Raw genomic sequence first — 17,809 nt, 5'->3', positions numbered from 1 at the left:
GGTTAAATGACATAGCACTCAACAGGTCGACGCCGGCGTCAAAGTCATCCGGTGCCCCGTAGGCATGTGCCGCAAACACACTATGACTTCCGCTCCGTTGTTGACCTTCCTTCGAATCCCACCTTCTCAGCTACCACGTATTGCGGCCTGGAGTTTATGGTCAGCAACACTCGCCCGAGATATTCGCCGAGCATGCCGAGCGCCAACAGCTGCACGCCTCCAATGATCAAAAGAGTGACAATCAACGACGACCATCCGACCGGCACAGTATCAAGCGTCAGCTTTCGGATGATCAGAATGAGGGCCAGTATGAATCCCAATCCTGAGACAATCAGACCCAAGATCGAAGTCAGACGGAGCGGGACGAGGGAAAAACTCGTGGCCATCTTCAACCAAAGCGACACAGATTTGCGCAGTCCATATCGGCTGCTGCCGGCGAAGCGCTCGTGGTGATCGACATCGACCGAGGCGATATCCCTTGTGAACGAAAGAATTAGGCCATCGACGTAAACATAAGGCCCACTATAGGTAAGAATATCGTCACGAATAGCCGACTTCATCGCGCGAAACGGCGAAAGATAAAGGTCTGCCGGCTTCCTCATAAGATATCCAGCAACGATGTTATTCAATCGGCTCCCCGCGATCTTCCATAGCGGATGGTTGCGACTTCTGAAGCGCGCATAGGCGACATCGAACCCCTGCTCAATCTTCTCAATCAGCTTTGGAATGTCCTCGGGTGAATGTTGAAGATCGTCGTCCATAGTTACGACAATTTCACCTCGGGCCTCCGCTAAGCCTGCCATTAGCGCATTGTGTTGACCCGCGTTCATACGAAGCAAGATGCCATAGACACGCGGCCGTTGCGCGGACAGTGCTCGAATTACACTCCACGTATTGTCAGGCGAACGATCGCATACGATAATTATCTCATAGTCCTTATATACGCCCTGCAACTCTCCGAACACGTCTTCGAGTTTATTTACCAACTCCGGAAGAATAAGCTCACTTCCGTACGCAGGAATGACAACGGAGATCTTGCACGAATGATCACTCCCCATAGTACTTCCTTACGACCCCCTCTATGTAAGCATCATTGAAATCAACGCCTGATGGCATTGCCACTTCGGCCGCCAACGCAGAGTCCACGACATAACTGCCTCCAGCTTCCACGAGCGAATATCTGGCTTTCTTTCCCAACACGAGCTCAAACACTTCGACGAGTTGCAGGACCGATGTAGAAAAAGGCGACGCAATATTTTGTGTCGTACCGTTGACGAGTGAAGTACGCACCAGATAGCTCGCGATGGCGGCGACGTCTTCGACGTCGATCAGATTCCGTTTCGCGTATTTCCAAACTTCGAAATGCTCGCCCAGCGTTATCTTTCGGAACAGGTAATTGGTCAGGAAGTTCGGGTTTGACGTTTTCCCAACGACCTGTGGCAGCCTGAAGATGACGTGGTCCTTCTGCGATCGAACAAGGCCCTCCATCTCCTCCTTGTGCAGCACGTAGGGCGAGTTTCGAAGCTGGGGGTCGCTGACACTGCATGTTCCGAAATAAAGGATGAGTTTGTCGAGGCTTAACGTCTCAAGCAGCATCTGCTTCTCACGCAGAAACTCTTCCGGTCGGCTTTCTCCAGAGTTGGACACACCGGAGGCGAAGACGACCACTCCTGGATCGTCCCCAAAATGCGAAACAAATGCGGAAGCTACGAGACCCCTGCCAACAATCAACTGAACTCACCCATGATTATCGCCTCGTTCAAGTTTGGCTCAGTCTGGCGATTTCCCCCAGGTATTGCCCATAGCTATTTTTGCTGAGAGCCTGGGCGCGCGACCTTAGCGCTTCAATGGTCATCCAACCATTCCGGAAGGCGATCTCTTCCAGGCAGGCTATCTTGAAACCCTGCCTTTTCTCGATGATCTCCACAAATTGAGCGGCCTGCAAGAGACTCTCGAACGTGCCCGTATCAAGCCACGCAAAACCGCGCCCCAACACCTGGACCGTGAGCGAACCCTGCGCCATGTAGGCCTGATTAACGCTTGTTATTTCCAGCTCCCCTCGGTGCGAAGGCATCACCGCCTTGGCGATCTCGACTACGTCGTTATCATAGAAATAGAGGCCGGTAATTGCATAGTGGCTTTTGGGGAGAGACGGCTTTTCCTCAATGGAAAGCGCGCGCATGTTGGCATCGAACTCAACCACACCAAAGCGCTCTGGATCCTTGACTTGATAGCCGAATATCGTGGCACCTTCTGCGCGGGCAGCGGCCTGTTGCAAAACCGGGCTAAAGCCCTGACCGTAAAAAATGTTGTCGCCCAGCGCCAGACACACGCTGTCGTTCCCGATAAATGACTCGCCGATGATAAACGCCTGCGCGAGACCGTCCGGGCTCGCCTGAATGGCATAACTCAAATTCACGCCGAATTGGCTTCCGTCCTTGAGGAGCCGCTGAAATGCCTGCTGGTCCTCGGGAGTCGTGATGATCAATATGTCTTGAACCCCCGCCAGCATAAGAACAGAGAGCGGGTAGTAGATCATCGGCTTGTCGTAGACGGGCAGAAGTTGCTTTGAGATGCCCTCTGTGATGGGATAGAGTCTGGTGCCAGAACCACCGGCGAGAATGATGCCCTTGCGCTTCATGCTATCTCATCGTTTCCGTATTGCTTGCCTATCCACTTGAGATAGGCGCCGCTGGTCACATTAGCTACCCATTTTTGGTTGTTCAGATACCAATTCACAGTCTTCCGTATGCCGGTATCGAAGGTTTCGACAGGCTCCCAACCTAGTTCATTCTTTAGCTTGGTGGCGTCAATGGCGTAGCGACGATCATGGCCGGGACGATCCGACACGAAGGCGATCTGACTCCTATAGGATTGACCGTCAACGCGCGGAGAAAGCTCGTCAAGGATAGAGCAAAGCGCCTTGACAACGTCGAGATTGGCTTTTTCGTTCCAGCCACCCACGTTGTAGGTTTCACCTGGCCTACCGGCTTCCAGTATCCGTTGGATCGCTGAACAATGGTCTCTCACGTAAAGCCAGTCGCGTATCTGCTGACCATCACCGTAAATCGGCAAGGCCTTGTTTGATAACGCATTATGGATGACCAGCGGGATAAGTTTTTCCGGGAAATGGTAGGGTCCATAGTTGTTGCTGCAATTGCTTGTCAAAACGGGAAGCGCATAGGTGTGAAAATATGCGCGGACCAAATGGTCGCTGGCGGCCTTGCTTGCGGAGTACGGACTGTTGGGCGCATATTGATTGGTTTCGCCGAAAGCCGGTTCATCTTTCGATAGCGAGCCGTAGACCTCATCAGTCGATACATGGAGGAAGCGGAAATCTGCTTTGCTATGATCGTCCAGTTCGGCCCAGTAAGCGCGCAGCGCCTCAAGCAAGCGAAACGTTCCGACGATGTTGGTCTCTATAAAGTCCGCCGGCCCTAGAATTGAACGATCAACATGGCTTTCGGCCGCAAAATGCACAACAGCTCTTGGTTTGTATTTGAAGAGCAGGCCGGACACCAGATTGGTGTCGTTAATGTCGCCACGAACGAAGTGGTGCCTCGCATCTCCCACCACGTCGGCTAAATTCTCCAAATTGCCGGCGTATGTAAGCTTGTCGAGGTTTACGATTGGCTCATCATATTTTTCGAACCAGTCGAGTACGAAGTTACTCCCAATAAACCCCGCACCACCCGTAACAAAGATCATTCTCGTTGACACCGCATAGTCACTCTTTCGACATATGCGCCAAAAGAGATCTCGTTTTATCGGAACAAGGCAAAAGTGAACTAGTGCCCGGACACATTCTCGGCCCTACAGCCGCCGATCAACTTCGGCGTCTATTACCACATTCACATTATTTGACAATAAAGCGAGCGGTCGAAAATTGTGCCTGGAGGCAACTGTCCAACCTTCCGTGAAGGCGATTAGCCTCGCGCCCAGTGTCCAGTATCGGTGTTGTTGCCGCACAACCACAATGTCATAAAGGCGCGATAGACATCACGCAGGAGTAGGTAACCTTTGCCGAAAGGTTAAATCACGAGTTCCATGAAACAGTTCCACTCCGCTGATATCGGTCCCAACTAGTGTTGCGGGATGCCTTTAATATCATGGCTCGCACGCTGTCAGGCCGTTTGGCGGAAGTCCCCGCGAGGACTGTCTAGCAGGCTGCGGTAAGTCTCCTCATAGGCCTTTGCCATCGACGCCGCGGTGAAATGCGCCTCATATCGCGCTCTAGCATTCGTGCCGAATTGAGAAGCGCGCTCGGGGCCATCTGACAAGGTCGACATCGCCGCCGCCAGGGCGGCCGGGTCGCTTGGTGGCACCACCAGACCCGTTTCGCCGTCGAGATTGACGTAGCTCGTACCCGTGCCGAGTTCGCAGGATATCATCGGCTTGCCGCGCATCGACGCTTCGACCAGGGACAGCCCGAACGCTTCCGAGCGCAGATGCGACGGAAAGACCAAGGCGCGGCTGAGGTCGAGAACGGCCATCTTGTCGCCGTCAGACAACGCACCGAGCAGATGGACATTCGTCAGCCGATCACGCGCGATCTGCTCTTCAAGTTCGGCCCGCATTGGTCCATCCCCGACGATGACGACGTCGAGACCGGTCTTTCTTGCCGCCTCGATCAGGACATGGATGCCCTTGTAGTAACGCAGCACCCCGACGAACAGGAAGAAGCGTGCGGGGAGCCTTGCCCGCCAGCCCGCCATTGTCTTCTCATCGACCTGAGGATAGTCCGCCTCGTCCAGCCCGAGAGGAACAATCTCCACCTTGGAGCGGAAGTGTTGCAGCACCTCGCTCGTCTCGACGTAGTTGGGAGATGTCGCGACAATGCGATCGACGCTTCCGAGGAAGCGATACATCAGCGGCCGATAGAGCCGCAGCAGCGTCTTCTGCTTGATGATGTCGGAATGGTAGGTAACGACTGTCGGCTTGCCGTGCCTTGAGAGGAGATGCACCGCGTCCATCAGCGGCCATGGAAAATGGAAGTGAATGATATCGGCAGCCGCACTCAGCTCCTTGAAGCGCCGGAAGGCTTCACGCGAGAAGCCGGTCGAGGCGAATTCGAAATCGAGCTTCGCCTTGTATGCCATATGACCGTCAAAGGATTTCGTGTTGATCTCCGGCTGATCGCTAAGGGACAGCACGTCACTCTCGAAGCCATATTGGCGAGTGCCCTTGGCGATCGCGTGGATCGTCCGCTCGATGCCGCCGAAGGTGTCCGGCCAGTAGGTCTTGAAGAAATGCAGAACTCTCATTCGCGCTTTCGGTGCGGGCCCCAGATGGCTCCAGCGATTTGGCGCAAGCCACCAGGGCGCGCCGATCCTTTCGGCTACCCGTAACGGATCGCGTGGCGCCTGCCAACAGTGGAGGCGCTCTATTGGGGGGATCAATCGATGTTTCCAATGGAAGCTGCAGAGAGCCGGACATTCGGCGGCCCTGCACAGCGGAGCGCGTCCGCTCGCCGCCTGCTTATCCGATCAATTCGGCGCGGCGGGTTCAGCGGAGCGCGGCGGGCCGAGGAGCAGGTTGACGAGCACGAGGAGGCCGATTGCGCCGAGCATGCCGACCACGCGGTCGATGGCGGGTAGCAGGCTTGTCGCAGGGGCCGCGCCCTGGACGAGGGTGAGGATCAGTGCGACCGAGGCCTGGACGCCGACGACGGAGATGCCGTGGCGGCCGTTCTGCAGCTGCATCGACAACCAGTTGCCCGCCATGAGCCCGAGCAACCACGGAAGAAAGATCTGGCTGGCTGGCGTGGCCAGGAACAGCACTCCCGCGCCGCCGCCGAGAACGCAGCCGACGATCCGGTGCAAGGTGCGCAACGCGATCGCGTCCTGATCGCGCTGTGACACGCCGGTGAGTGTCGGAACGGCCATGATGGCCCCGATGGAGATTGCCATCTGCGTGAGGTTCGGCAGCTCGAGCTGGCGCCAGACGAGCGGCACGGCGGCAACGGCAACGCCAGTGCGCGTCGCATGCGACAGGATGTGCCAGTTCCGGCCGAGCAGGCTGCGCCAGCCGGGAGCCACTGCCCCGGCGGCAGACGCCGGCGGCGCAAGGACAAGTGCCGTCAGCAGCGCCGTCACAGTGCCGAGGATGATTTCCGCGGCCCGATAGAATGCGACGTTGAGCGCCTGCGTCGGCTCGTCCAGTGCTCCCAACGTGACCATGATGATGGTGATGCCGCCAAGCAGCCAGGCATAGCCGTGGGGGCTCAGCAGCGATCCGAGAATTCCAAAGGTGCCGGCGAAGTAGAGAAGCAGCATCGTCGCCACGGGATCATAGGCAAACCACGGGGCAAAGACGAAGCCGATGGCCGCCCCGCCAAGGGTGCCGACAATGCGGAGTGCCCCTTTCTGCAGGGATTGCGGCTGGCTCGCCTGCGTGCACATGAAGGCGCTGATACCCGCCCACCACGGATCGTCGAGCTGCAAGAGAAGGGCGAGCACCACCGCCAGGCCGACGGAAATTGCCGCCATGTTCGCCTGCACGAAGCGCGGGCCGGAGAACGAGATCTCGGCCATCTCGGCCTGAAGCAGTTGCAGGAGCTCGGTTGCGCGGTTGGTCACGGGAAGATCACCGTCCTCGCATCCGCCCCCATGTAGAGGGTCAGGTCGGCGGGCGGATCGACGAGCGTGATGGTCACCGGAAAACGCCGGCTGAGCCTTATCCAGTCGGTCGTCGGCTCCACATAGGGCAGGATGTCTTGCGGACCCGGCTCCCGGCTGATTCCGCGGGCAACGCCGCGAACCTCCGCCCTGTAGACGCGCCAGGGACGAGCGTCCAGCCATACCCAGGCAGTCTGCCCCACCTTCATGTCGTGGATGTATCCCTCCTTGTAGTTGGCGATAATCCGCCAGTCGGCATCGTCGACCATGCCGATCAGCGGCTGGCCGGCGCTCGCCATGTCGCCCACGGTGAGATTGAGGTTGTTGATCGAGCCGTCGACAGGCGCTCGGATTTCCGTCTGCTCCAGCTGCCATTGGGCAAGGTCGAGATCGGCCTTGGCACGCGCGGCAACGGCCTCAAGGCGTGCGAGCGAGCGGGAAGCCCGGTCGATGGTGGCACGAGCTGCGGCCTGGCTCGCCGTCGCGCTCTGCAAGGCATCGTTTGCCCGATCCAGTTGTGCCTGGGAAATCGCCTGTCCACTCAGCATCGCGAGGCGCTGCTGCTCCTCGGTCGCGTATTTCAGCGTCGCGGCAGTCGTGCCGAGCTGATCGCGTGCGATCACAAGGTCATCCTGGCCGCCGTCACGCTCTGCCGTAGCCTCGTCAAGCGCCGCCTTCTTCGCTTCTACAGCGAGCTCGAAGGGTACCTTGTCTATAACCGCCAGCAGTTCACCGCGACGGACCTTCTGGTTGTCTGCTACCTCAACGCTCGCAAGCATCCCGGAAACCTGAGGAGCAATGGCGACGAGATCGGATCGGACATAGGCATCGTCGGTATAGGCAACGAACGCAGTCAGTACCTGCCAGGCGACGAGAACGCCGATCAGCGCGCCGATCCCGACGACGAGCCGCGTCAGGCGCCGCCGCTCCGGTCCAGCCGCCTCGCCCGATGGCGCCTTGTCGGTCTTGTCCTCACCCTTCGTATCGCCCATGCGGCTAACATGCCTGCGAAGCCACGGTTATGACAAGAGAATTAAGCGTCGACCGGCGCTCCTCCACCGTCAACCGGCCCCGCCGCAGAAGCGACGGAGCCAGCCCCTCGTATCCGGAACGCAAACGCACAGGCTATTGCAGCACTGACGCGAAGCGCATCCATTTGACGATCGAGTCGATCGGCGAGTTGTCAGGCATGCGCAGCGGGCTCTGGTCGGGCGTGAAGCCGCGCGAAAGGGCAGAGTCCGGATCGGCGAGCAACGTGCCGACGAAGGTCTGTGCCACGAGACAGCTTCCGACTTCTCCGAGCCTGTCGCCACCCCCCTTCTCTGCCTCCGCCAGTATGTAGAACCACAGAGGCGTCCTCTGATGGAACTTGGCGTTGGTATTGCGCAGGAAGTCGCGCAGGTTCGGCTTGGCATCGAAGAGCAGCGAGACATCCTCGATGACCGGCGAGGTGACGGCGCCATTGTTCTTCAGGTGCTTGTGCAGGGCCTGCCCTGTCGGGATGCGCAGGTTGTAGCCGCGGCGCAGATTGCGGCGCGCCAGGCTCTTGAAGAGAGCCTGCAGTTGCGGATCGGTCTGATCGTTGCCCTCCTTGACCATCCTGCGCAGCGGCGGTGCAAGCTCGGTATCGATCTTGCGTGCGAAGCGCGCCGGCTCGCCGTCCGAAGAATTGAGCGGCGCTGTGCCAAGGAAGCGGTTCCAGTCGATGATCCAGTTGCGCGGCAGTTTCTTGTTGCCGTCGAGCGCTCCGCCGCCGCCGGTGAAGCGGAAGAGAAGGTCGAGCGTGGCGTCCGGCAGCCCATCGCTGGCCGGGCGGCCGAAATGCTTGTTGTAGTCATAGGCAGCGCGGACCATCGAATGGCCGAAGCGAAATCCTGCCACGGAGAATTCGAGGGGAAGCGCATTGCCCAGCCGCGGGCCCTGATGCCGCCCGTCAAATTCCGAACGGAACTTGAAGAAGTGCGAGGCGCGCTCATTCACCGTCTTGACGACGACAGCCGGGTCGCAGACACCCTTGAGATAGCCTTCGACGATAAGCCACTGATAATGCAGTCGGGTCAGCGCCTGCGCCGAGCTGAAGTCGGGAATCCAGCCGGTGTGATGATTGGCGAGATAGTCGACCGCCTTGTTGTGGAAGCGAAGGAAGCTCAAGTGGAACTGCGCCACGACAAGGTTCTCATCGTTCCGGCTGTCGCCGATCAGGGCCCGCTGCGGCAGGCTGTCCGAGAATTTCGCGAACTCGTCGGGGGACATGGACGTTTCCGCAAGGTGAAGGGCGGCGTTGCGTACCGCGGACTGCACCTGAACGTAGCGCGGCAGATCCCTGTGCTCATCGAGCGTGTCGGGCAGGTCGGTGCCCGGGAAGGCAGTGCCGACCCTCATCTTGTTCGTCGCGGTCGGGTGGCGCATGCCCGCTATCACGGTGACGGCATCGGCCGTGATGCCTGGTCCGATGGGCGAGCCGCCATAGACGCTGTCGAGGTCGAAGCGCGGCGAACGGGCGTTCCTCAGCTGGCTTTCCACGGTCGATGAATCAACGGGAGGATGGGCATTGAGCATGCTGCTGATCTGGCTCTCGCGGTCGGTGCGCGCGGTAAGCTCATGGTCGAGGAACTGGCCCCAATAGGTCAGTACCGGCGGCATGGTCGAATCCGTCCCCGACGGTTCCGGGTTGGGAGCCGGCTGCGCATCGATCATCATGTCGCCGAGCTCATCCAGCTCACCGACCGTTTCTCCCGTATTCGGGAGGTAATTCTCCGGCGCGTCCAAGGGTGGCACGAAGTAGCCGAAATCGGCCTGTTCGTCGACGGAGACGTCCGTACCTGCGGGCGGCGCAGCCGCAGGCGCTAGCGCACTGGCGCCACTTTCCTTCTCTCTTCCCCCATGGGATTGAAACAGAACGGTCATTGAAAGTCCCTCCGTTTCCAGCCCCGCCGAATTCTTGCTCTAGTTGTCGAATTGTCAAATAGCCCATTTGGGCCATATTCTGCTTAGACAGCCAAATCGGAGCGCTGCCCGAGCGAAGCAGTGATCACTATTTAGGCAGGAATTAGCGCAGTTTCCGGTGCGTGCGGTGCTGAAGCCGCGCCGGGGCGTCACGCCGCGCGCGCTGCGCGCACCGCTCCTGCGGACGGGAAAGTGCCGCATAGTCAGCCTTCATTGACTCAATCAAAGGTAGCAATTCTATCAGGCAGACGCCAAAGTCGCACGAGCGTCTGCGCCTATGAGCCGCTATACTGCTCGTCGCTCACATGTTCCATCCAGTCGGCGGCCTTGCCGTCCCTGATTTCCTGGATCGCGATATGCGTCATCGCGGTATTGGGGCCGGCGCCGTGCCAGTGCTTTTCGCCGGGCGGGAACCAGACAGTATCCCCTGCCCTGATCTCGCGGATCTCGCCGCCCCAGCTCTGGGCGAGTCCGCGGCCAGCGGTGACGATCAGCGTCTGGCCGAGAGGGTGGGTGTGCCAGGCGGTGCGGGCGCCGGGCTCGAAGGTGACGCTCACGATTTGAACCCGGGCGGGATCCGGTGCCTGCATCAGGGGATCCTGACGGACGGCGCCGGTGAAATATTCGGCCGGCGGCTTGACGGACGGGTTCGATCCGGCTGGCTTGATATCCATGGCACGTCTCCTTCAACTGCTCCGAGGATAGATCAGATTCGCGAGGCCGGCCACGATCCAGCGGACCATGCACGGCCGTTTGCGATCACAACATGATGAGGTCCATGCCGTCGCCGAGTTCGCGCCGAGCGATCTCGACCACACTCGATTCATGCGTGAAGAGGATTGTCTGGAACATCTCCGACGTCCGCGAAAGCGCCAGCAGGCCGCAGGCGGCGCGCTCGTCGTCGAAGGTCTGGAAGATATCGTCGACGATCAGAGGCACCGGTTCGTTGCGCGCCGAATAGTCTTCCACGAAGGCAAGCCGCAGGGCGAGGTAGAGCTGATCGCCGGTGCCTTCGCTGAGGCCGTCGAGCGGAACGCGATCGCCGGTCGCCCTCTCGGCGAGGAGTTGCAGTTCATCATCGACGCCATAATCCTGCACGAGCCGGGCAAAGCGGCCGCCGGTCAGGACGGAAAACAGCTCGCCTGCTCTGCGGATCACCGGATCGGCCTGTGTTTCCCGATAGGCCTCCATGGAGGTCGTCAGCATGTGCGCTGCGAGCTTCAGCACCACCCACTGGCGAGCAAGCTCCACCGCCTCGCGCTCTGCCCCGAGCTTTTCGAACACGGCGAACTCAGCGCTCTTGCCCGTCTCCAGCTCGCGGCGCCGGCGCTGGCATTCGGCAAGCTCTGCCGTCAGGGTGCCGAAGCGCGCCACCTGTGCATTGTCCTCGGCCTGCAGTCTTTCTACATCGAGTTCCGCCTGTACCCGGTCGAAACCGGAAAGTGCCGCGCGTATCTCGTCTTCGCTCGCGCCATCCGCCTGGTCCTGGAAACGGCGACGGCCCGTGGCAAGGCGCACCTCCAGGTCTCTCCGCAGTTCCAGCCTCTCGAGCAGCAAGGCCGGCTCCCCTGCCTCCGGCAGAAACTCTGCAAGCACTGCAAGCTCGCCCGCCGCGGCTTCGTCCTCGGCGATCCTGCGCTGCCGCTGCAGTTCCGCCTTCTCGAGGGCTGCATGCAGTTCCGCTCGGCGCTTGTGATCGGCATTGGCGGCAATCGCCCTCTGGTGGAGGACATCGACGGCCGCGTCCGGCGAGAGCTTCGCGAGTTCGGGTGCGGCCTCGGAAACCAGCGCCCGGACGGCCTCTTCGAAGGACGCGATGTCGCGCTGCATTCCGCGCACGCGCTTGTCGCGGTTCTCCCGTTCGGCGAACGTCTGCGGCACGTCCTTCCAGACGTCGAGGGCGGCTTCCGCCATTTCGACCGTCGCCCCCTCCGGCAGTCCTATCGTCGCAACGGCATCGGCGAAAGCGGTTTCCCAGTTGCCGGCCTGCGCTTTCAGCGAGACTTCCCGCTCCTCGAACCGCGCGATCGCCTCGAGCGCGGAATGACGCTTTCCTTCGGCCGAGCGCCCACGCGTCCACTGTTCGGTAATCTCCGCGACGCGGCGGGAGAGCGCCCGTGCAAGTGCGAGGGCAGGCAAGGATGACGAGGCAGAGAGGCCCGTGGCATCGGCGAGCGCCGAGAGTGCCGGCGCAAGGCGCGCGCCCGCCAGCTGCAGGCCGGCAAGCTCGTCCTTCAGCGCATTCAGCGCATCTCGCTCCTTCGCGAGAGCTTCGATGGAGCGGCGCCACTCGATCATGCGATCCGGCGATAGCGGTATGATGCCCGCCGCCGCAAAGAGTTCGGCAAACTTCGCCTGCCGCTCGGCGAGCGCTCCGGCATTCGCCTCGGCAAGTTGGCCGGCGTTGGCAAGCATCCGCTCCACCTCGCCGAGCCGCAGTTTCAACTGCGCGTGCCGGGAGACACGCTCTGCATCGGCAAGGGCCGCATCCGCGAGGCGATCGGCCTCGCGCAGGGCACCCCTGATCTCGTCGATAGCGGGCGCGCCGATGGACGGGGCCGCGGCGAACGCCTGCCAAAGGGCGTCCCTGCGCCTACGGGCGGCGGCGATCTCATCGCGGGTCACGATCCCTATGCCCTGTTCAAGGGCCGTCAGGTCGCTTTCCAGCGCACTTCTTTCCGTCTCCAGCGCCGTGCGCTTCGACGTCGCCTCCCTCAATGCAGCCTCTGCCTCATCAAGCAGGCGACGGTGCTCCCCGAGCGTCGCGATATCGGGCAACGGCACTTCGAGCAGCCGGTCAAGGGTCTCGGTCCGAGGCGTGAGACGGGCGAAGGCCTCCGCCAGTTCGGTCTCGGCCCGTGAGACCCGCACCGCGAGGCCATCGAGCCTTGCGAGCTCCCCGATATCCGGCTGCAGCGCTTCCAGCTGCTCCGCATAGGGCTTGGGATCGATAAGCCGGCCGGGCGCCTCGTTGCTGTCGAGGTGGCGCAGGTAGTCGCGCTCCTCCTCGAGCCGCTTGCGAAGCTCGCTGTGGTTACGGCGCAGCTCGCGGCCTTCTTCCACCAGCTTGCGCAGCCGAGCGAGCTCGGCATCCGGCGGCTGGCGGCGCTCGATCTCGGAGCGCTCCGCGCCAAGGCCGAGCTTGCGTGCGAGCTGCACCAGCCTCAGGTCGAAATCCTCGACCTCCCCCCTCACCCGCGGGAGGTCCTCCCGAGCCTTCAGGTAGGAGCCCTTTTCGGCGTAGCACTCCATGATGGCGCCGGCGGCAGCGAATATCGCCTGATCCACATGTGCAGTGCTGATGTCGTCCTCGGTCCGCGCAACCTCGCTCTCGGCGGCATGGCGCGCCCCTGCCGCCGCCCGCTTCGCCTCGAGCGCCTGTGCGAGCCTTCCGGCGAAATCAGCCGGCACATCGGCAAGATCGGCAAATTCCATGAGAAGCGTGCGCTCGGCGTCGATCTCGCGCAGCAGCGGCTCCAGCTTTCTCAGCGTCCTCAGCTTTTCGAGCGCCCGCTTCGTCTCCTCGCGCTCTGCCTGCAGGCTCGCCAGATCGGATTCGATGCCGGCCGTGTCCGCGACGAGCTTCTTCCAATCCGTGGATTTCAGCTCGTTCTCCCGCTCGGCCCTGCGTGCATCGTCATATCGGTCGAGGGCCTGGTAGAAGAGACGGTCCTTGGCCCGCTTCGGCGCGAAGATGCCTGCCGCTTCGGTCTCCAAGGATTGCCTGAGCCTGGTAAGCCCGGTCATTCCGGACGCGGCCGAAAACAGCAGGCTGCCGATCTCGCCGCCGCTTTGCAGCATGGCTGCGGCACCCGTGCGCAGCCGTTGCGAGTCGAGCCCGAAAGCCCGCTCGAAGACCTCGCGGCTCAGGCCGCCGAGAAAGGGCGACAGAGCGTCATCGGCGAGCGCCTCTTCGCTCTCGTCATCGGCAAGCAGCGTATTCTTGCGGCCGCGGCGCCTGCGGAAGGCGAGCTTTGCACCGTCGCGCCCTGCAATCGTCGCGCCGACGCGCAGGCTCGACGGCTCGTGGAGGAAGCTCTGCTCGGCGGCTGTCGGAAACCCGAAGAGCAGGTCGGAAATTGCGCGCAGCGCCGACGATTTGCCTGCCTCGTTCGGGCCATAGACGATGTGCAGCTTCGCGCCCTCGCGCATTTCCAGCTCGCGACCCGTCAGGGCGCCGTAGCGAAGGATGCCGAGGCGGTCGAAGCGCATGGTCAGCCCGCCTTCCCGGCCCGGCCGAGCAGGAGTTGCCGTGCTTCCTCGACCAAGGCTTCGGCCGTATCGCCGAGCGGCAGTTCGCCAGCCCCCTGTCCTCCCGGCAGGCGCAGCGCTATGCCGAAAATCAGCTTCTCCGCTTCGATCGCGATCTCCTCGTCGCCGGAATGTCCCGAAAGCAGCCACGCCAGATCAACCGCCGTGCCGTTCGTCTCGTCCAGCGTGCGGGCGGCCGGCGCCTCCAGGTGGAGCTCCAGCTTTTCCAGCCATATGTCCTCGTGGCAGCGATGGCACGCAGCCTGCACCTCGTCGCGCAGCTGCTGGCGATTGGCCATCAGGTCGGCATGGATCGCACTTTCGCCGGCAAGCGCCAGCCGCAACGCGATGAGCCGACCATCCATCATGTCGACCACCGGCCGAACCGCCTGCTCGACCGCGTGCAGGATAGCCGCGAGATCATCGTCCGAACCGACCGTCACCCGTGCCTGCGCGAAGCGCGCATCGTCGACGATCAGCCGCTCGTGGCTTACCCGCCCGTCATCGACCGTCACGAGCACCGCGCCCTTCGCCCCGCATTCGCGGATGCTGCGGCCCTGCAGGTTGCCCGGGAAGATCACAAGCGGATCGGCGGAGACTTCTTCAAACTCGTGCACGTGGCCGAGCGCCCAATAATCATAGCCGCGCGAGCGCAGGTCCTCGATGGAACAGGGTGCATAGGGCGCGTGCGGCTCTCGCCCCGTCAGCGAGGTATGCAGCACGCCGATGTTGAACCATCCGCGCTCCGGCGCCGGATAGTTGATCGCAAGATTGTCGTTGGCGGAGCGTTCGGCAAAGCCCTGTCCATGCATCGCCACGCGCAGCGCCTCCAGGCGGAAGGTGCCGGGCCGGTTGGTTGGAAACTCGTGGACATTGGCCGGCAGGGTGATCGTCTTCGTGATGACGCTCTCGGCGTCATGATTGCCCCTCAGCAGGAAGACGGGAATGCCGGCCCGCTCGAGGCGCGCCATCTCGCGATTGAAGAAAAGACCGATCTTGTTGTCCTTCCAGTCGCCGTCATAGACGTCGCCGGCAATCAGGAAGAAATCCACGCGCCGTTCAACTGCCTCGTCTATCAGCCTGGAAAGGGCCTTCCGGCTCGCCTCGACGAAGACAGCGGCGATATCCGCGTCCTTCAGCGCCAGGCCCTGGAACGGGCTGCCGAGATGCAGGTCGGCGGAGTGGATGAAAGTGAAGGACGACATGCGGCTGGTCTTCGATCTCCGGCATCTGAAGCTCCCTTTCTAGGAAAGTCCCGCCGCGATTGATACCCGTCGGGCGCGCTCATCCAACGCTTTCGCATTCCGGATCGCTTGTCATATTTCCATGTCACGGGATTGCGATCTTCGCGGGGCGCAGTTTGCTTGCGGGGCGTCGGCAGGGCTGATACTGCCTTGGCATTTCATAACGAACGGAGGAACTCTCATGAGACACCATGCTTTCGGACGCATGCCTTTCACCGTCACGGATGTTGGCTTCGGCGCCTGGCAGATCGGCGGATCCTGGGGCGATGTCAGCGAGGCCGATGGCCGCGCCGCGCTGAATGCCGCCCTCGACGCCGGCATGACCTTCATCGATACCGCCGACGTCTATGGCGACGGCCGCTCGGAAAAGCTTATCGCCGAGGTTCTCAAGGCTCGCGGCGGCAAGCGCCCGATGGTCGCCACCAAGGCAGGACGCCGGCTCAGCCCGCACGTACCGGAGGGCTACACCAAGGCCAATCTCGAAAGCTTCATCGACCGCAGCCTGAAGAACCTGCAGGTCGACAGCCTGGACCTCGTGCAGCTTCACTGCCCTCCCCGCGAGGCGCTCTACATGCCCGAGGTGTTCAGCGCTCTCGACGAACTGCAGAAGGCCGGCAAGATCAAGGGCTATGGCGTCAGCGTCGAAAAGGTCGAAGACGGCCTGAAGGCGATCGAATATCCGGGTGTCGTCAGCATCCAGATCATCTACAACATCTTCCGCCAGCGCCCCGACCACCTGTTCTTCAAGGAAGCGCACCGCAAGAATGTCGCGATCATCGCCCGCGTGCCGCTCGCAAGCGGCCTGCTCTCTGGCAAGATCAGCCGCGACACCAAGTTCGCGAGCGACGACCACCGCAACTATAACCGCCACGGCGAAGCCTTCGATGTCGGCGAGACCTTTGCGGGCGTGCCCTTCGAGGTCGGTCTGCAGGCGGTCGAGGACGTGCGCAAACTCGTTCCGGCGGGCGCCAGCATGGCGGCCTTCGCACTGCGCTGGATCCTGATGAACGAGGCCGTCACCGTCGTCATCCCCGGCGCCCGCAACGCCGAGCAAGCCAAGGCCAATGCCGCCGCCGCCGATCTTGCACCGCTTTCGGCCGACGTGATGGCCGCGACCCGCGAGATTTACGCGCGGCTGATTGCCCCGCACGTGCATCAGCGCTGGTAGGACAAAACGAGGCTGGGGCCGTCGGCGACGAAAGCATCAAGGGCAGCTTTTCTCGTCCGTTGCCCATCCTGCCGCCGCCCCATCCTGCCGTCATTCCGGCCCTGAGCCGGAATCCAGCCGGCGAGCGTCCGCGAGCCGAAGAGACTCCTGGTGAGAGTCTTGCGCCGCAGACGCGGCGCTGCTGGACCCCGGATCAAGTCCGGGGTGACGATGGGGAGACTGTCCCGCGATTGTAATCTTCGTCAAAGAGTGAGGCCGGGCGATTAAGCCCGGCCTCTTTCTTTCTCCGTGCGAGGCAGCCCTAGTTCGTGGCTCAGGGCCGAGGATGATCTGAGCGCGGGGTGGGCCAAGAAAACGTCTGGTTTTTTGCCCCCAAAGCTTAACCGAAAACTGGACTTTCAGTTGCAGTCTTCAAAAGCCTCTTTAGTCAACGACGGATTGGGGCTCTATCCGGCCTGGACAATTCGAGGAAGGTGAAGAACTGCACCCGCTCAGCCTGCATTCGTCGGTCCACCAAAGAGAAGACCTATGCGACGACTCCTAGTCATCGGTTTGTTGGTGACCTGCGCGGGTTATGCCGCCTGGGAAGTCGCAATGAGCCGTGCGACGACCGTCCGATTGGGAACGAGCGGGTATGATCTGACCTACACGATGTCCTGGGGCTTGGGCATGGAAGAGGAACTCCGTCTCACCCGCGTCGGGGCGTTCATGTCCGGACCGTCGAGCGGATCAATCGACATATGGAAAAGGCCCTACAATTCGGGACTCGCCCTCTACCGGTCCCGCGACGGCGGAATCTACTATTTTGGCCTCGGCTACGAGTTGTTTACGTTTGTGCCATCGCGGGGAGTTCTAAGAGCGTCCTGCCGCGTTCGTTTCAAACCGTCCCTCACGCCCTTTGGCTTGCACCTTTCGAAATTGACGGTAGCCGAAGACATCGAGGCGCAAGACGCCGAAGCATCCGAGCTTTTCAACTATGTCGAGTCGGGTCAGCCAAGCGTGCTCCCGTCATCTCCTCCCGCTTCGAAATATTACGCTGACCTTGTCTATCTGGGCAAATTTGGGGTGGTTAGATCAGGGGGACGTGGCAATGATGTCGAGTTTGCTCCCGCAGACACCACCCCCGAACCGCGTTTCGGCCTGGCGTTCAACTGCTATTAGAAGCAGCCTTGGCCGATGCCTCCGCCGCCGATCTCGCGCCGCTTTCGGCCGACGTGATGGCAGCAACCCGCGAGATTTACGAGCGGCTGATCGCACCGCACGTGCATCAGCGCTGGTAGGGTGAGAAGAGGCTGGGGCCGTCGGCGACGAAGGCATCAGGACCAGCTTCTCGTCCGTCGTCTCGCCCTGCCGTCGCCCCATCCTGCCCGCCATTCCGGCCCTGAGCCGGAATCCAGCCGGCGAGCGTCGGTGAGCCGAAAGGACCACCACGGCTAAGCGTCTTGCGCGCCGCAGACGCGGCGCTGCTGGACCCCGGATCAAGTCCGGGGTGACGGGGGAGAGGTCGCTGCTGTGGTAATCTTCGTCAAAAGACTGAGGCCGGGCGATCAAGCCCGGCCTCTTTTTTCTCTGCGCGAGGCAGC

The 17,809-nt window shown here is 61.5% G+C and carries 13 protein-coding genes and 1 pseudogene; 3 read left to right on the top strand and 11 right to left on the bottom strand.

The window, feature by feature from the left end:
• Positions 1-80: 80 nt before the first annotated feature.
• The 11 genes from EV286_RS19275 to EV286_RS19225 form a co-directional block, all read right to left on the bottom strand.
• Positions 81-1,058 (bottom strand): glycosyltransferase family 2 protein, encoded by a 978-nt coding sequence (locus tag EV286_RS19275; protein ID WP_132958778.1) that lies wholly within the window; start codon positions 1,056-1,058, stop codon positions 81-83.
• Positions 1,048-1,668 (bottom strand): NAD-dependent epimerase/dehydratase family protein, encoded by a 621-nt coding sequence (locus tag EV286_RS19270; RefSeq protein WP_132958777.1) that lies wholly within the window; start codon positions 1,666-1,668, stop codon positions 1,048-1,050. The genes EV286_RS19275 and EV286_RS19270 overlap by 11 nt, the downstream gene beginning before the upstream one ends.
• 91 nt (positions 1,669-1,759) lie before the next feature.
• Positions 1,760-2,641, bottom strand: coding sequence for a glucose-1-phosphate thymidylyltransferase RfbA (gene rfbA / locus EV286_RS19265; RefSeq protein WP_132958776.1), 882 nt, complete (start codon positions 2,639-2,641; stop codon positions 1,760-1,762).
• A complete protein-coding gene (gene rfbB / locus EV286_RS19260) occupies positions 2,638-3,708 on the bottom strand; it encodes a dTDP-glucose 4,6-dehydratase (RefSeq protein WP_132958775.1) in 1,071 nt (356 codons plus the stop codon). The genes rfbA and rfbB overlap by 4 nt, the downstream gene beginning before the upstream one ends.
• A gap of 416 nt (positions 3,709-4,124) precedes the next feature.
• A complete protein-coding gene (locus tag EV286_RS19255) occupies positions 4,125-5,264 on the bottom strand; it encodes a glycosyltransferase family 4 protein (RefSeq protein ID WP_132958774.1) in 1,140 nt (379 codons plus the stop codon).
• A 222-nt stretch (positions 5,265-5,486) separates the two neighbouring features.
• A complete protein-coding gene (locus tag EV286_RS19250; RefSeq protein WP_132958773.1) occupies positions 5,487-6,578 on the bottom strand; it encodes an FUSC family protein in 1,092 nt (363 codons plus the stop codon).
• Positions 6,575-7,609 (bottom strand): HlyD family secretion protein, encoded by a 1,035-nt coding sequence (locus EV286_RS19245; protein ID WP_245500760.1) that lies wholly within the window; start codon positions 7,607-7,609, stop codon positions 6,575-6,577. The genes EV286_RS19250 and EV286_RS19245 overlap by 4 nt, the downstream gene beginning before the upstream one ends.
• Positions 7,610-7,742: 133 nt before the next feature.
• Positions 7,743-9,524, bottom strand: a complete 1,782-nt coding sequence (locus EV286_RS19240; protein WP_132958772.1) for a heme peroxidase family protein — start codon at positions 9,522-9,524, stop codon at positions 7,743-7,745.
• A gap of 314 nt (positions 9,525-9,838) precedes the next feature.
• Positions 9,839-10,237: a cupin domain-containing protein gene (locus EV286_RS19235; RefSeq protein WP_132958771.1), complete on the bottom strand. Its 399-nt coding sequence runs from the start codon at positions 10,235-10,237 to the stop codon at positions 9,839-9,841.
• A gap of 85 nt (positions 10,238-10,322) precedes the next feature.
• Positions 10,323-13,775 (bottom strand): YhaN family protein, encoded by a 3,453-nt coding sequence (locus tag EV286_RS19230; protein WP_132958770.1) that lies wholly within the window; start codon positions 13,773-13,775, stop codon positions 10,323-10,325.
• Positions 13,776-13,777: 2 nt separating this feature from the next.
• Entirely contained in the window at positions 13,778-15,019 is a 1,242-nt protein-coding gene (locus tag EV286_RS19225) for a DNA repair exonuclease (RefSeq protein WP_132958769.1), read from the bottom strand.
• Positions 15,020-15,239: 220 nt separating this feature from the next.
• On the opposite strand from EV286_RS19225, the gene EV286_RS19220 reads away from it, so the two are divergent.
• The 3 genes and pseudogenes from EV286_RS19220 to EV286_RS19210 form a co-directional block, all read left to right on the top strand.
• Positions 15,240-16,226 carry an aldo/keto reductase gene (locus tag EV286_RS19220; RefSeq protein ID WP_132958768.1) on the top strand — a complete coding sequence of 329 codons (987 nt, stop codon included), beginning with the start codon at positions 15,240-15,242 and terminating at the stop codon, positions 16,224-16,226.
• Positions 16,227-16,820: 594 nt separating this feature from the next.
• Entirely contained in the window at positions 16,821-17,387 is a 567-nt protein-coding gene (locus tag EV286_RS19215; protein ID WP_132958767.1) for a hypothetical protein, read from the top strand.
• Positions 17,387-17,506: pseudogene (locus EV286_RS19210) on the top strand (aldo/keto reductase); the annotation flags it as partial. The gene EV286_RS19215 and the pseudogene EV286_RS19210, both read left to right, overlap by 1 nt.
• Between the last annotated feature and the right edge of the window lie 303 nt (positions 17,507-17,809).

Origin of the sequence: Rhizobium sp. BK251 (assembly GCF_004345245.1) — a bacterium.
Lineage (GTDB): Bacteria > Pseudomonadota > Alphaproteobacteria > Rhizobiales > Rhizobiaceae > Rhizobium.
Note: the sequence above shows the minus strand (reverse complement) of the source record. Positions and strands in the feature narration are given on the sequence as shown.

What these genes read in the sequence shown, in the direction of transcription:
- EV286_RS19220 (WP_132958768.1), top strand. Translation starts at nt 15,240, where the DNA reads ATGAGACACCATGCTTTCGGACGCATGCCTTTCACCGTCACGGATGTT.
- EV286_RS19235 (WP_132958771.1), bottom strand. Translation starts at nt 10,237, where the DNA reads ATGGATATCAAGCCAGCCGGATCGAACCCGTCCGTCAAGCCGCCGGCC.
- rfbB (WP_132958775.1), bottom strand. Translation starts at nt 3,708, where the DNA reads ATGATCTTTGTTACGGGTGGTGCGGGGTTTATTGGGAGTAACTTCGTA.
- EV286_RS19215 (WP_132958767.1), top strand. Translation starts at nt 16,821, where the DNA reads ATGAGCCGTGCGACGACCGTCCGATTGGGAACGAGCGGGTATGATCTG.
- EV286_RS19230 (WP_132958770.1), bottom strand. Translation starts at nt 13,775, where the DNA reads ATGCGCTTCGACCGCCTCGGCATCCTTCGCTACGGCGCCCTGACGGGT.
- EV286_RS19245 (WP_245500760.1), bottom strand. Translation starts at nt 7,609, where the DNA reads ATGGGCGATACGAAGGGTGAGGACAAGACCGACAAGGCGCCATCGGGC.
- EV286_RS19255 (WP_132958774.1), bottom strand. Translation starts at nt 5,264, where the DNA reads ATGAGAGTTCTGCATTTCTTCAAGACCTACTGGCCGGACACCTTCGGC.
- EV286_RS19225 (WP_132958769.1), bottom strand. Translation starts at nt 15,019, where the DNA reads ATGTCGTCCTTCACTTTCATCCACTCCGCCGACCTGCATCTCGGCAGC.
- EV286_RS19275 (WP_132958778.1), bottom strand. Translation starts at nt 1,058, where the DNA reads ATGGGGAGTGATCATTCGTGCAAGATCTCCGTTGTCATTCCTGCGTAC.
- rfbA (WP_132958776.1), bottom strand. Translation starts at nt 2,641, where the DNA reads ATGAAGCGCAAGGGCATCATTCTCGCCGGTGGTTCTGGCACCAGACTC.
- EV286_RS19240 (WP_132958772.1), bottom strand. Translation starts at nt 9,524, where the DNA reads ATGACCGTTCTGTTTCAATCCCATGGGGGAAGAGAGAAGGAAAGTGGC.